Source organism: uncultured Sphingomonas sp. (genome assembly GCF_913778135.1).
Taxonomy (GTDB): domain Bacteria; phylum Pseudomonadota; class Alphaproteobacteria; order Sphingomonadales; family Sphingomonadaceae; genus Sphingomonas.
The window spans coordinates 24,125-37,401 of sequence record NZ_CAJYVU010000012.1 but is presented as its reverse complement, the minus strand read 5'-3'; the positions used below and the strand labels follow the sequence as shown (position 1 = coordinate 37,401).

The following is a 13,277-nucleotide window of genomic DNA, read 5'->3' as shown; positions in this document are numbered from 1 at the left end:
ATAAGAACACATGGGTAAGGACTTCTCCTCCGCGCTGCGCCCTGCGATCGTCATGACGATCCTGTTCGCCGCACTTCTCGGCCTGGCCTATCCGTTCGCGATGACCGGCATCGGGCAGCTGGTGTTTCCCGCTCAGGCGAACGGCAGCCTCGTTCGCGGTGCGCAGGGCCAGGTGATCGGATCGACCGTGGTCGGTCAGGCATTCATCGCCGATCGTTACTTCAACACGCGTCCGTCGGCGGCAGGCAAAGGCTATGACGGGCTCGCCTCGTCGGGCTCGAACCTCGGCCCCACGTCGCAGGCGCTGGTCGACCGCGTGAAGGCCGATGTGGCGAAGCAGCGCGGCGCAGGTGTCGCGGGCGCGCTGCCGGCCGATCTCGTCACCGCTAGCGGATCGGGGCTCGATCCCGATCTGTCGCCCGCCGCGGCGCAGGCGCAGGCGCCGAGGGTCGCGCAGGTGCGCGGGCTGCCGCTGGTGCGGGTGCGGACGCTCGTCGCGCAGCTGACCGTCCGTCCGTTGCTGGGTGATCCGCGCGTCAACGTGCTCGCGCTCAACCGCGCGCTCGACGCGCTGGCGCGTTCTACACGGCGCTGATGGCGGCGGCGGGCGGCGACAGACCCGATCCCGACGCCCTCCTGCGCGCCGCCGCGCAGGAGGGGCGGGGACGGCTCAAGATCTTCCTCGGCGCCGCGCCCGGCGTCGGCAAGACGTTCGAGATGCTGTCGGAAGGCGCCGCGCGCCGCCGCGACGGGGTCGATGTGGTGATCGGCGTGGTCGAGACGCACGGTCGCGCCGAAACCCAGGCGCTGCTGCGCGGGCATGAGATCATCGCGCGGCGCGACGTGGCCTACGAAGGCCGTACGCTGCACGAGATGGACCTCGACGCCATCCTCGCGCGCGCGCCCCGCCTCGTGCTGGTCGACGAACTCGCGCACACCAACGCGCCGGGCAGCCGCCATCCCAAACGCTACGGCGATGTCGAGGAACTGCTGGCGGCGGGAATAGACGTCTACTCGACCGTCAACATTCAGCACGTCGAGAGCCTGAACGACGTCGTCGCCAGCTTCACGCGCGTCCGCGTGCGCGAGACGGTGCCCGACTCGATCCTGGAGATGGCCGAGATCGAGGTCGTCGACATTCCCCCCGACGAGCTGATCGAGCGGTTGAAGGCGGGTAAGGTCTATCTGCCTGCCGAGGCGACGCGCGCGCTCGGCCATTTCTTCTCCAAGTCCAACCTGTCGGCGCTGCGCGAACTGGCGCTGCGCCGCGCCGCGCAGGCGGTCGACGCACGGATGCTCGACGACGTGCGCGCGCTGGGGCTGGGGGGCACCTGGGCTGGCGGCGATCGCATCGTCGTCGCGATCAGCGAGCAGCCGGGATGCGATGCGCTGGTGCGCGCGGCGAAGCGCGTCGCCGACGGGCTGCGGGGCCCCTGGACCGCGGTGTTCATCGAAACCCCGCGCGCGGCGCATTTCACCGACGAGCAGCACGCCCGCGTCGCCGCGACGATGACGCTCGCGACCCAGCTCGGCGCCGCCGTCGCGACCGTTCCCGCTGAGCGCGTCGTCGCCGGACTCCAGTCGGTGCTGGTCGATCTGCGCGCCACGCAGCTGGTGCTCGGCAAGTCGCACCGCTCGCGCTGGTTCGAGCTGCGCCACGGCTCGATCGTCGACCAGCTGGTGCGCGACACGCCCGACGTTACCGTTCACGTGCTGCCGATGCCGGTGACCGGTACGACGCGGCCGGCAAGGGCGACCACCACGCATCGGCGCGGCGGGCAGTGGGGAAGCCCCGCCGGCTACGCGATCACGACGGGAATCGTCGCGGGCGTCACCGCACTCGCCAGCGCGCTGTTCCAGATCCTCAATCTCGGCAATGTCGCGTTGCTCTACCTGCTGCCCGTCATGGCGGCGGCGAGCCTGTTTGGCCTGCGCACCGGGCTCTACGCCGGCATCGCGTCAAGCCTGGCCTACAATTTCTTCTTCCTGCCCCCGACCGGCACGCTGACGATCAGCAATCCCGAGAACCTAGTCTCGGTGATCGTGCTGCTGGGCATCGCGGTTGCAACCAGCCAGCTGACCGCACGGGTGCGCGCGCAGGCCGACCTCGCCGCCGCCAGCGCGCGGACCAACGCCATCCTCGCCGGCTTCCTGCGCCAGATCGCGGGCATCAACGACCTCGACACCGCCGCGCAGATGATCTGCGACGACGTTCGCCGTCTGCTCGACGTGCAGGTCGTGCTGCTGTCGCGCGCGCACGGGGCCGAACTGGAGATCGTCGCCGCCAGCGATCCCGCCTACCGCCTCGACACGATGGACACCGCCGCCGCCGGCTGGGCGTTCGACACCGGCAGTCCAGCGGGCAAGGGATCGGGCACGCTCGCCGCTTCGGAATGGTTGTTCCAGCCGATGAAGGCGGGCGAGCGCGTGCTGGGCGTACTCGGCGTAGCTAGCGACAAGGTCGGCAACCCGGTTCGCGCCGATCAGCTGCCGCTGCTCAGCAGCCTGATCGACCAGTCGGCGCTCGTGCTCGAACGGCTGCGACTGCAGGCGGAGATGCGCGACGTCGATGCGGTACGCACGCGCGACCGGTTGCGCGCGGCGCTCCTGTCCTCGGTCAGCCACGACCTGCGCACGCCGCTGACCGCGGTGATCGCCGCTGCGGCGCAACTGCACCACGGCGCGAGCCCCGAACTGATCGGCACGATCGAGAGCGAGGCGCAGCGGTTGAACCGGTTCGTCGCCAACCTGCTCGACATGGCGCGGGTCGAGGCGGGCGCACTCCGGCTGCGGGTCGAGCCGATCGACCTGAGCGACGCGGTGACCGGCGCCGCGCACGACGCCCGCCGCGCGCTCGAGGGCCACGCCGTTCGTCTCGACGTGCCGCCCGACCTGCCGCTGGTGCGCGCCGATCCGCAACTGCTGCATCACTGCCTGCTCAACCTGCTCGACAATGCCGGCCGCTACGGCGATCCGGGCAGCGACATCGTGATCGAGGGACGGAATCGCTTCGGTGAGCTCAGGCTGTCGGTGCTCGACCACGGACCCGGCCTGCCACCGGGGCAGGAGGGCGAGGTGTTCGAGACGTTCCGCCGGCTGGAGGGATCGGACCGCGCGGTCGGCGGCACCGGTCTCGGCCTCGCGATCGTGAAAGCGTTTGCTGAGGCGATGGGGATGACCGTGGAGGCGTCAAACCGCCCCGACGCGACCGGCGCGGCGTTCGCGCTCGTCTTTCCCGCCGATCTGATCGTTCGCGAAACCTTGTCCGAGGGTAACTGACATGCCGGCCAAGATCCTGGTGGTGGACGACGACGCCGCGATCCGTCGCCTGCTGCGCAACACGCTGGTCCGCGCCGATTACACCGTCGTCGAGGCGGCGAACGGCCGCGATGCGCTGCGCCAGGCGGCGGCCGAGCAACCCGGCGCGGTGCTGCTCGATCTCGGCTTGCCCGACCGCGACGGCTTGAGCATCATACCCTTGCTGCGCGCCCAGGCCGACCTCGTCATCCTGGTCGTGTCGGCACGCGACGCGGTCGACGAAAAGGTCAGCGCGCTGGACCTCGGCGCCGACGATTACGTCACCAAGCCGTTCGACACCGACGAACTGCTCGCCCGCCTGCGCGTCGCGCTGCGCCACCACGGTGGATCGGAGACCATTCCGAAGATCGTCCACCGCGGCGACCTGAGCATCGACCTCGATCGCCGGACCGTCCTGCGCGGGGCGCAAGAGCTTCACCTCACTCGCAAGGAACATGACGTGCTCGGCGTCCTCGCGCGACACATCGGCCGCGTCGTCACGCACGAGCGGTTGCTGTCGGCATGCTGGGGCGCGGACGAGGACCCGCGCGTCGAATATCTGCGCATCGTCATCCGCAACCTGCGCCAGAAATTGGAAGCGCCCGAACCGGTCGGCAGCGTCATCGCCAACGAACTGGGCGTCGGCTATCGGCTCCGCGCCGATCAGTGACGGCGAGTGCGCCGGATCGTTGCGGCTTGATCCCACCGCGCCGGCTTGGCTAGGGATCGCAGCAGCCGGCGTTCTGGCTCGTAGTGGAAGGTCGTTGAAGGTGCGTGGAAACGGCCGAAATCATCCAGTAGGCATGTTGCGACAGGTGCCCGCGTGATCGCAGGCCTGCTCGCGCTGGCGCTCCAGGCCGCGGCATCCGCTGCGGACCCGGAGATCGTCGTGCGCGCGCCGCTGCCCGGCACGCCGCAGACGCCCGCGACGATGGTGGTCGAGCCGGTGGCGATGATGATCGCGACCTTCGATGCTGACGGTGACGGCTTCGTCGACCGGTCGGAGATGCAGGACGGGGTCAGGCGATCGTTCGAGGCGATCGACACGGCGAAGAGCGGCTATCTGCGCTACATCGCCTTCGCCGACTGGGCCGAGCGCTGGCTGGGTGACCGCAACGCGCTGCCGAGCCCGTTCGAGGTCGACCGCAACCAGGACGATCAGGTCTCGCTCGACGAATTGCAGGACCATTTCTCGCGCTTGTTCGCGCGCTACGACAAGAACGGCGATCACCGGATCAGCCGCGCCGAACTGGTTACCTATCGCACCGGTCCGGTCGATGCGAAGGGGCCGACCGCCGGGCGTCCCCTGCCACGTCCAGCGCCCGCGCCCGAGAAGAAGCGCCGATGACCCGCTTCGCCTTCACGATTGCCGCGACCGACGGACGCGCGCGCACCGGTGAGATCGCGATGGAGCGCGGCGTCGTCCGCACGCCCGCGTTCATGCCGGTCGGCACCGCCGCGACCGTCAAGGCGATGAAGCCTGCCGACGTGCGTGCGGCGGGCGCCGACATCATCCTCGGCAACACCTATCACCTGATGTTGCGCCCGGGTGCCGAGCGCGTCGCGCGGCTGGGCGGGTTGCACGCCTTCATGGGCTGGGACCGCCCGATCCTGACCGATTCGGGCGGGTATCAGGTGATGAGCCTGTCCGAGCTGACCAGGCGCTCGGAGGAGGGCGTCGCCTTCCGCTCGCACCTCGACGGATCGCGTCATCTGATCACGCCCGAGCGCTCGATCGAGATCCAGCGCCTGCTCGGCAGCAACATCACGATGGCGTTCGACGAACTGGTGCCGACGACCTCGACGCGCGAGGTGCAGGCTGCGGCGATGGAACGTTCGATGCGCTGGGCGAAGCGCAGCCGCGACGCCTTCGACGGGCTCGACGGCCGCGGTGGCGAGGCGCACGCCGAACACAATGCGATCTTCGGCATCCAGCAGGGCGCGCTCGACGAGGGACTTCGCCGCGCCTCCGCTGACGCGCTGATCGACATCGGCTTCGACGGTTACGCCATCGGCGGTCTGGCGGTGGGTGAGGGGCAGGAGGCGATGTTCGCCTGCCTCGATTATGCGCCCGCGCAGTTGCCCGCCGATCGCCCGCGCTACCTGATGGGGGTGGGCAAGCCCGACGACATCGTCGGCGCGGTCGAGCGCGGGGTCGACATGTTCGACTGCGTGCTGCCGACGCGCTCGGGCCGCACCGGTCAGGCGTTCACGCGCGCAGGGCCGATCAACATCCGTAACGCGCGCTTCGCCGAGGATCAGGGACCGCTAGACCCGGCGTGCGCGTGCCCCGTCTGCGCCACGTGGAGCCGCGCCTATCTGCACCATCTCGTCCGCGCTGGCGAGATGCTGGGCGCGATGCTGATGACCGAGCACAACATCTTTTTCTATCAGGCGCTGATGGCCGACCTGCGCGCCGCGATCGCCGCGGGCACGCTTTCGGCCTTTGCGGACGATTTCCGCGCGCGCTACGGCGGCGGCAAGGGAGAATGACGATGAGCGACGAGCCGAACGAGATCCTCGAAGCCGCCAAGGCTGCGAAGGCACACAAGGACGCGGGCGCCGATAAGGCGAAGGCGAGCGACAAGGCGCGCCGCTGGCAATTGGGCGGCATCGTCGGCGTCGGCATCGGTTCCGCCGCGGTCGCGGCCGCGCTGCTGTTCGCCAACGGCAAGAAGCGCTGAGCGTTTCCGCCTCGCGCGGACGCGTGATAGCGGATCGGCAAGGATTGCCGCGCTAAGGCGTGCATTGCCCTGCGCGACCGCGGGTGTGGCACGGAGCAGGCGCGATCATCGGCATGGCGAGGCGAACGGGACCGGGTACCGCATTGGTGCGGCTGCGCCAGGTGCGCGTGTCGTGGGCGATCGTCGCGGCGCTCGTGATCCTGCTTGCCTCGGCGCTCGCTATACAGGGCGTGTTGCGCGTCGTCGGTGACGGCTACGCCCGCGCGCCTCACGCCGCACTCAGCGTGCCGGTGCCCGCGACTGTGCAGGCGAGCGGGCAAGCCGCTGACGCCGCTGACCCGATCTACGCCTCGCCCGCCGCCGGCACCACCGGCACGATCGCGCTGCCGCCGGTGCCGCTCGCCTTCGCGCGATTGCCCGCGAGCAACGGCTCGGTGATCGCCGCGCGACCATTCTCCACCGCGGCGGCCACGTCGGTCGATCGCGGCCGCGCGCTCGAATGCCTTACTGCTGCGATCTATTACGAGGCGGCGTCGGAGCCCGACGACGGGGAACGCGCGGTCGCTCAGGTGATCCTCAATCGTGCGCGCCACCCCGCCTTTCCCGCCACCGTCTGCGGCGTGGTCTATCAGGGATCGGAGCGGCGCTCGTGCCAGTTCAGCTTCGCCTGCGACGGCGCGATGGCGCGGGTGCCGTCACCCTCAGGCTGGGCACGTGCGGCACGCGTCGCGGCAGCGGCGCTCGGCGGCTACGTCTTCGCACCCGTCGGTCTCGCGACGCACTACCATACCTACGCGGTCACGCCGGCGTGGAACCGCACGCTGGTGATGACCGACGCGATCGGCGCGCATTTCTTCCACCGCTGGAAAGGCTTCTGGGGTACTGCGGGCGCCTTCGTCCAGCGTTATGCCGGACATGAGCCGGTACCGGGTCCGCACCGCACGATCGACGCCGTGATCCCTACCCCGATCGTTGCGGCCGATCAGGCGATCGTCTTGCCCGCTCCCACCGCCGCTGCAACCGTACCGCCCGCTGCTACGGCGGCGCATACAACGCCAACCGAGCGCAAGATTACACCGGCGATCGATATCCAACCACGTCATGCCAGCAGCGGCGAAGCGATCGTCGTCCCGTCGTCATCGGGTGTGTCGTCCAAGAGCGATCTGCCCGAGTCCCAGATACTCGATCGCTGGAAGGACTCGGGCAAACCGCTCAGGTAATCGGCCTCAACGGCAGCGCACGTTGTTCTTGTCGACCGACTGGCCCAGCGCCGCGCCACCCGCGCCGCCGATCAGCGCGCCGAGCAGGCCCGATCCACCCGGCGCGATCGCCGCACCCAGCGCACCACCGGCGAGTCCGCCGACGATCAACCCGGTCGTGCCATCGTTGCGGCGGCAGTAGTAGCGCCCGTCGTTGCCGACGTAGACGCGATCGCGGCGGCTCAGCCGGCGCTCGCGATAGCTCGGATCATCGCGGTAGTAACGGTCGGCGTAATAACCGTTATAGGACGGATCGGGCCGATTATAGTCGTACGCGCCATAGCCGTTATAGCCGGCATAACCCGGCCGCCCGCCGTAATCGCCCGCGCAACCAGCCACCAGCATCGCGGCGCCGAGCGCCATCACCGTCATCTTCATCATCCGCCTCCTTGAACCAAGTGACGGAGGCGGAATGAACGACCTGGGCTGCCGGTTGCATTTTACGCGACGAGCAAAGTCCGCATCCCCGCTGCCCTTTCGTTCAGCGCGCGATCCCGCCAGCCGCCAGCACCGCCAGCGTCATCAGGTCGCCCGCGGTCGAGGTCATCGGCGCGATCTGCACCGGCTTCTCCATCCCGATCAGCATCGGTCCGATCATGTCGTCGCCACCCAGCTCGCGCAGCAGCTTCGCCGAAATATTGGCCGATTGCAGCCCCGGCATGACCAGGATGTTGGCCGGACCCGACAGCCGCGCGAACGGGTAATTCGCCTGCTGCTTGGGATTGAGCGCGACGTCGGGCGACATCTCGCCCTCGTACTCGAAGCTCACCTGCCGCCCGTCGAGCACGGTGACCGCCTGGCGAATGTTGTCGAGGAACGAGCCTTCGGGCGTACCGAAGGTCGAGTAGCTGAGGAACGCGACGCGCGGTTCGTGGCCCATGCGGCGCGCGACCGCGGCGGTCTGCTCCGCGATGTCGGCCAGTTCCTCCGCACTCGGCCGCTCGTTGACGGTCGTGTCGGCGATGAAGATCGTGTGGCTTTGTCCCACCAGCACGTGGATGCCGAACGGCGTGCGATCGGGCTTGGGATCGATCACGCGCCGCACCTCGCGGTAGCTTTGCGCGAAGGTGCGCGTGATCCCGGTGATCATCGCATCGGCCTCGCCCAGTTGCAGCAGCACCGCGCCAAAGGTGTTGCGATCCTGGTTGATCATCCGCTCGCAATCGCGGCGCAGGAAGCCGCGGCGTTGCAGCCGGCCGTAGAGGAAGTCGACCATGCGCGGCACCAGCGGCGACTTGCGGCTGTTATGCACCTCATATTCTTCCGGATGCGTGATGCCGAGCGCGGCGAGACGGTCGTGCACGTCGTCGCGTCCGACCAGCACCGGCGTGCCGTAGCCGCCTTCCTTGAACGCGATCGCGGCGCGCAGCACGACTTCTTCCTCGCCCTCGGCAAAGATCACGCGCTTGGGATGCGCACGCGCGCCTTCGTAGGCGAGGCTCAATACCGAGGTGGTCGGGTTCAATCGCGCGCGCAGCGACTGGCGGTACGCGTCGATGTCGAGGATCGGCTTGGTCGACACGCCCGAGTCCATCGCCGCCTTCGCAACCGCGACCGACACTTCCTCCATCAACCGCGGATCGAACGGCGCCGGGATGATATATTCGGGGCCGAAGCTGTGCTGCACGCCGTAAGCCGCGGCGACCTCCTCGGGCACCCGCTGCCGCGCCAGTTCGGCGATCGCGTTGGCGGCGGCGATCTTCATCTCGTCGTTGATCGCGGATGCACGCACGTCGAGCGCGCCGCGGAAGATGAACGGGAAGCCCAGCACGTTGTTGACCTGGTTCGGATAATCCGAGCGCCCGGTCGCGATGATCGCGTCGGGACGCGCGGCGCGTGCCTGCTCGGGGCGGATTTCCGGCTCCGGGTTCGCCATCGCGAAGATGATCGGCGCCTTCGCCATGTCCTTGACCATTTCAGGCTTCAGCGCCCCCGCTGCCGACAGGCCAAGGAACACGTCCGCTCCCGCCAGCGCCTCGGTCAGCGTGCGGCGATCGGTCGCAACCGCGTGCGTCGACTGCCACTGGTTCACGCCCTCGCGCCCCTGGTAGATCACGCCAGTGCGGTCGCAGATGATGACGTTTTCCTGCCTGACCCCCATCGCCTTGATCAGGTCGGTGCAGGCGAGCGCGGCGGCGCCCGCGCCGTTCACCACCACCTTGATCTCGGACAGCTTACGCCCCGTCAGCAGGCACGCGTTGATCAGCCCCGCGGCGCAGATGATCGCAGTGCCGTGCTGGTCGTCGTGGAAGACGGGGATGTTCATCCGCTCGCGCAGCGTCTGCTCGATGATGAAGCACTCGGGCGCCTTGATGTCCTCAAGGTTGATGCCGCCGAAGCTCGGCTCCAGCAGTGCGACCGCGTTGACGAACGCGTCGACGTCCTCGGTCGCCAATTCCAGATCGATCGAATCGACGTCGGCGAAGCGCTTGAACAGCACCGCCTTGCCCTCCATCACCGGCTTGGACGCGAGCGCGCCGAGGTTGCCGAGCCCCAGGATCGCGGTACCGTTGGAGATCACCGCGACCAGATTGCCCTTGGCGGTGTAATCGTAGGCGGTGGCGGGATCGTCCGCGATCGCGCGCACCGGCACCGCGACGCCGGGCGAATAGGCGAGCGCGAGGTCGCGCTGCGTCGCCATCGGCTTCGATGCGATGATCTCGATCTTGCCCGGCCGCCCCTCCGAGTGGAACAGCAGCGCCTCGCGCTCCGAGAACTGGTCGTTGCTCACTTCTTCGGCGGCGCCGTTGCGGGGATCGGTCATGCCGCTGCCCTTACGGAAAGGTGGCCGCAATGTGAACCGCTACCAGACGCCCGCGACGCGCCGCTCGTGATCGAGCAGGAAACGCTTGGTCTCCAACCCGCCGGCGAAGCCGGTCAGCGCGCCGTTCGCGCCGACGACCCGGTGACACGGCGCCACGATCGACAGCGGATTGCGCCCGTTCGCCGCGCCGACCGCGCGCGTGGCGGAAGGGCGGCCGATCGCGCGCGCGATCTCGGCGTAGCTGCGCGTCTCGGCGAACGGGATGTCGGCGAGCGCGAGCCACACATCGCGCTGGAACGGGGTGCCTTGCGGGTCGAGCGGCAGGTCGAACGCCGTGCGCGTGCCGGCGAAATACTCGCTGATCTGCGCAGCCGCGGCAGTGAGCACCGGGTGATCGTCGCGCTCGCTGGCGTCGCCCAAACGCACCCGGTCGGGCGTCTCGTCGGGCCACAGGATCGCGACCAGCCCCGCGTCCGACGCGACCAGCGTCAGCGTACCGATCGGGGAGGGCAGGGACGAACGATACAGCATGATGGAGCCGCTTTCCGGTTGCTTGCACGCAGGTATAGCGCCGCCTCGTCGGCACCGACACGCCTTTCGCGGCCGCGCGCGCTTCTGTATCGCGCCGGCGATGGCGAGCGTTTCCACCCCGACCCCGATGATGGCGCAATATCTGGCGCTGAAGGCGGAGGCGGCGGATTGCCTGCTGTTCTACCGCATGGGGGACTTCTTCGAGCTGTTCTTCGACGACGCGCGCGTGGCGGCACAGGTGCTAGACATCGCGCTGACCGCGCGCGGCGAGCATGAGGGCGAGAAGATCCCGATGTGCGGCGTACCCGTCCACGCCGCGACAGCGTACCTGCAACGCCTGATAAAGGCGGGTCACCGCGTCGCCATCGCCGAGCAGACCGAGACACCCGAGGCGGCGCGCAAGGCTCGGGGATCGAAGGCGCTGGTCGGCCGCGCGATCGTTCGTTTCGTCACTGCCGGTACGCTGACCGAGGAAGCATTGCTCGACGCGCGTGCGGCGAACTGGTGCGCGGCGATCGGCGAGGTGAACGGCCAGGTCGCGATCGCCGCCGCGGATGTTTCGACCGGACGCTTCGTCGTGGTCGAGACCAACGCGGGCGGCATGGGTGCCGAACTCGCGCGTCTGGGCGCGGCCGAGGTGGTGGCGTGCGAGGGTGCGGACCACCCCGCCAGCGTGTGGCGCCCGCGCGCCGACTTCGACAGCGCGGCCGGCGAGGCGCGGTTGAAGCGCGTGTACGGCGTCGCGACGCTCGACGGTTTCGGCCAGTTCTCGCGCGCCGCGCTGTCGGCGGCGGGGGCGCTGGTCGCCTATCTCGAACATAACGCCAAGGGTGCGCTGCCATTCCTCCGCCCGCCCGCACTCAGCGCCGCCGCCGAGGCGATGGCGATCGACGCGGCGACGCGCGAGAGCCTGGAGTTGACCTGCACCGTCACCGGGCAGCGCAAGGGCAGCCTGCTCGACGCGGTCGATCGCACCGTGACGGGCGCTGGCGCGCGGCTGCTCAGCGAGGACATCGCCGCGCCGCTGATGGACCTGGGCGCGATCGAAGCGCGGCAAGCGCTCGTCGCACTGTTCCACGACGACGATGGTTTACGCGAGCGATTGCGCAGCGCCTTGCGCGCGCTCCCCGACGTGGGCCGCGCGCTCGGACGGCTGGCGGCAGGGCGAGGCGGCCCGCGCGATCTCGGACAACTCCGCGACGGTCTCGACGGCGCGTGGCACCTCGCCGAACTGCTCGGCCGCGTCGAACCCTCTCCCGCACTCCTCGCCGACACGCTGCCGCGGCTGCGCGGACACGGCACGCTCATCGACCTGCTCAAGCGCGCGCTGGTGCCGGCACCTCCGATCGAGGCGAGCGACGGCGGCTATATCGCCACGGGCTACGACGCCGCGCTCGACGACCTGCGCGACGCGGGCGCGGGCGGGCGGCGCGCGATCGCGGCGCTGGAGGCAAAATACCGCGCCGACACCGGCGTTTCCGCGCTCAAGATCAAGCACAACGGCGTGCTGGGCTACCATATCGAGGTGCCCGCGCGCGCCGCCGACCCGCTGATGCGCGCCGATTCAGGCTTCACCCACCGCCAGACGATGGCGGGCGCGATCCGCTTCAACGCGCCCGACCTGCACGAGGTCGCCGCGCGCGTAACGCAGGCTGGCGCCCACGCGCTGACCGCCGAGGCCGCGCATCTGGAAGAATTGACGCAGACCGCGCTCGCCGCGCGCGAAAACATCGCCGCGACCGCCGACGCGCTCGCGCGACTGGACGTGGCGGCCGGGCTCGCCGAACGCGCCGCCGAGGGTCATTGGACTCGGCCGCAGATGGTCGAGCAGCCCTGCTTCGAGGTCGCGGGCGGACGCCACCCGGTAGTCGAGCGCGCGCTCGCCAGTGCCGGCGACCGCTTCGTCGCCAACGACTGCCGCCTGTCGGAGGCGAACCGCCTGTGGCTCGTCACCGGCCCCAACATGGGCGGCAAGTCGACCTTCCTGCGCCAGAACGCGCTGATCGCGGTGCTTGCGCAGGCAGGCAGCTACGTTCCGGCGGAACGCGCCACGATCGGCCTCGTCGATCGCCTGTTCAGCCGCGTCGGCGCGTCGGACAACCTCGCGCGCGGCCGCTCCACCTTCATGGTCGAGATGGTCGAGACCGCCGCGATCCTCGCACAGGCAACGCCGCGCAGCTTCGTCATCCTCGACGAGGTCGGGCGCGGCACCTCGACCTATGACGGGCTGGCGATCGCCTGGGCGGTGGTGGAGGCGATCCACGAGGAGAACCGTTGCCGCTGCTTGTTCGCGACGCACTATCACGAACTGACGAGGCTTGCCGAACGCTGCGACGCGCTCTCGCTCCACCATGTCCGCGCGCGCGAGTGGAAGGGTGATCTCGTGCTGCTGCACGAGGTGGCGGAGGGGCCGGCCGATCGCAGCTACGGCCTCGCGGTCGCGCGGCTGGCGGGCATGTCGCCCGGCACCGTCGCACGCGCCAAGTCGGTGCTCGCCAAGCTGGAGGCCGGGCGCGCCAAGACCGGCGGGCTCGCCGCCGGGCTCGACGACCTGCCGCTGTTCGCCGCCGCGGCACAGGCCGAGGAGGCGCAGTGCGACGCGATCCGTGCCGAGGTCGAGGCAATCGACGTCGACGCGCTTACCCCGCGCGAGGCGCTAGACACGCTGTATCGCTTGAAGGCGCTCGCCCGTGAAGGATAGTGTCCGGGGCTGACGCGGGGCTCCCCTTCGCTGCATCGCAC

General features: G+C 69.6%; 11 protein-coding genes. 8 read left to right on the top strand and 3 right to left on the bottom strand.

Features of this window, described 5'->3' with window-relative positions; translation table 11 throughout:
* Positions 1 to 10: 10 nt before the first annotated feature.
* From kdpC to QZ847_RS00995, 7 genes are all read left to right on the top strand, one after another.
* Complete coding sequence (gene kdpC / locus QZ847_RS01025; protein ID WP_294352279.1) at positions 11 to 595, top strand: potassium-transporting ATPase subunit KdpC; 585 nt, start codon at positions 11 to 13, stop codon at positions 593 to 595.
* Positions 595 to 3,279, top strand: a complete 2,685-nt coding sequence (locus tag QZ847_RS01020; RefSeq protein ID WP_294352277.1) for a sensor histidine kinase KdpD — start codon at positions 595 to 597, stop codon at positions 3,277 to 3,279. The genes kdpC and QZ847_RS01020 overlap by 1 nt, the downstream gene beginning before the upstream one ends.
* A 1-nt stretch (position 3,280) precedes the next feature.
* Positions 3,281 to 3,967, top strand: coding sequence for a response regulator transcription factor (locus QZ847_RS01015; protein ID WP_294352275.1), 687 nt, complete (start codon positions 3,281 to 3,283; stop codon positions 3,965 to 3,967).
* A gap of 153 nt (positions 3,968 to 4,120) precedes the next feature.
* Positions 4,121 to 4,645 (top strand): EF-hand domain-containing protein, encoded by a 525-nt coding sequence (locus QZ847_RS01010; protein ID WP_294352273.1) that lies wholly within the window; start codon positions 4,121 to 4,123, stop codon positions 4,643 to 4,645.
* Positions 4,642 to 5,790: a tRNA guanosine(34) transglycosylase Tgt gene (gene tgt, locus QZ847_RS01005; RefSeq protein ID WP_294352271.1), complete on the top strand. Its 1,149-nt coding sequence runs from the start codon at positions 4,642 to 4,644 to the stop codon at positions 5,788 to 5,790. Before QZ847_RS01010 ends, tgt begins: the two co-directional genes overlap by 4 nt.
* A 2-nt stretch (positions 5,791 to 5,792) precedes the next feature.
* The gene (locus tag QZ847_RS01000; RefSeq protein WP_294188825.1) at positions 5,793 to 5,981 is read left to right on the top strand and encodes a hypothetical protein; all 189 of its coding nucleotides are present in this window, start codon (positions 5,793 to 5,795) and stop codon (positions 5,979 to 5,981) included.
* A gap of 113 nt (positions 5,982 to 6,094) precedes the next feature.
* Positions 6,095 to 7,201 carry a cell wall hydrolase gene (locus tag QZ847_RS00995; protein ID WP_294352269.1) on the top strand — a complete coding sequence of 369 codons (1,107 nt, stop codon included), beginning with the start codon at positions 6,095 to 6,097 and terminating at the stop codon, positions 7,199 to 7,201.
* A gap of 6 nt (positions 7,202 to 7,207) precedes the next feature.
* Here the strand turns inward: QZ847_RS00995 and QZ847_RS00990 are convergent, their stop codons facing one another.
* The 3 genes from QZ847_RS00990 to QZ847_RS00980 form a co-directional block, all read right to left on the bottom strand.
* Entirely contained in the window at positions 7,208 to 7,621 is a 414-nt protein-coding gene (locus QZ847_RS00990; RefSeq protein ID WP_294352266.1) for a hypothetical protein, read from the bottom strand.
* Positions 7,622 to 7,721: 100 nt separating this feature from the next.
* Entirely contained in the window at positions 7,722 to 10,004 is a 2,283-nt protein-coding gene (locus QZ847_RS00985; RefSeq protein WP_294188820.1) for an NADP-dependent malic enzyme, read from the bottom strand.
* Between the two features lie 39 nt (positions 10,005 to 10,043).
* On the bottom strand, positions 10,044 to 10,535 hold the full coding sequence (locus tag QZ847_RS00980; protein WP_294352264.1) for a methylated-DNA--[protein]-cysteine S-methyltransferase: 492 nt from the start codon (positions 10,533 to 10,535) through the stop codon (positions 10,044 to 10,046).
* 127 nt (positions 10,536 to 10,662) lie between these two features.
* On the opposite strand from QZ847_RS00980, the gene mutS reads away from it, so the two are divergent.
* Positions 10,663 to 13,236 carry a DNA mismatch repair protein MutS gene (gene mutS, locus QZ847_RS00975; protein WP_294352315.1) on the top strand — a complete coding sequence of 858 codons (2,574 nt, stop codon included), beginning with the start codon at positions 10,663 to 10,665 and terminating at the stop codon, positions 13,234 to 13,236.
* The last annotated feature ends 41 nt before the right edge of the window (positions 13,237 to 13,277 follow it).

Excerpts from the sequence above, each read along its gene's own strand:
- kdpC (WP_294352279.1), top strand. The coding sequence starts at position 11 with ATGGGTAAGGACTTCTCCTCCGCGCTGCGCCCTGCGATCGTCATGACG.
- QZ847_RS01020 (WP_294352277.1), top strand. The coding sequence starts at position 595 with ATGGCGGCGGCGGGCGGCGACAGACCCGATCCCGACGCCCTCCTGCGC.
- QZ847_RS01015 (WP_294352275.1), top strand. The coding sequence starts at position 3,281 with ATGCCGGCCAAGATCCTGGTGGTGGACGACGACGCCGCGATCCGTCGC.
- tgt (WP_294352271.1), top strand. The coding sequence starts at position 4,642 with ATGACCCGCTTCGCCTTCACGATTGCCGCGACCGACGGACGCGCGCGC.
- QZ847_RS01000 (WP_294188825.1), top strand. The coding sequence starts at position 5,793 with ATGAGCGACGAGCCGAACGAGATCCTCGAAGCCGCCAAGGCTGCGAAG.
- QZ847_RS00995 (WP_294352269.1), top strand. The coding sequence starts at position 6,095 with ATGGCGAGGCGAACGGGACCGGGTACCGCATTGGTGCGGCTGCGCCAG.
- QZ847_RS00990 (WP_294352266.1), bottom strand. The coding sequence starts at position 7,621 with ATGATGAAGATGACGGTGATGGCGCTCGGCGCCGCGATGCTGGTGGCT.
- QZ847_RS00985 (WP_294188820.1), bottom strand. The coding sequence starts at position 10,004 with ATGACCGATCCCCGCAACGGCGCCGCCGAAGAAGTGAGCAACGACCAG.
- QZ847_RS00980 (WP_294352264.1), bottom strand. The coding sequence starts at position 10,535 with ATGCTGTATCGTTCGTCCCTGCCCTCCCCGATCGGTACGCTGACGCTG.
- mutS (WP_294352315.1), top strand. The coding sequence starts at position 10,663 with ATGATGGCGCAATATCTGGCGCTGAAGGCGGAGGCGGCGGATTGCCTG.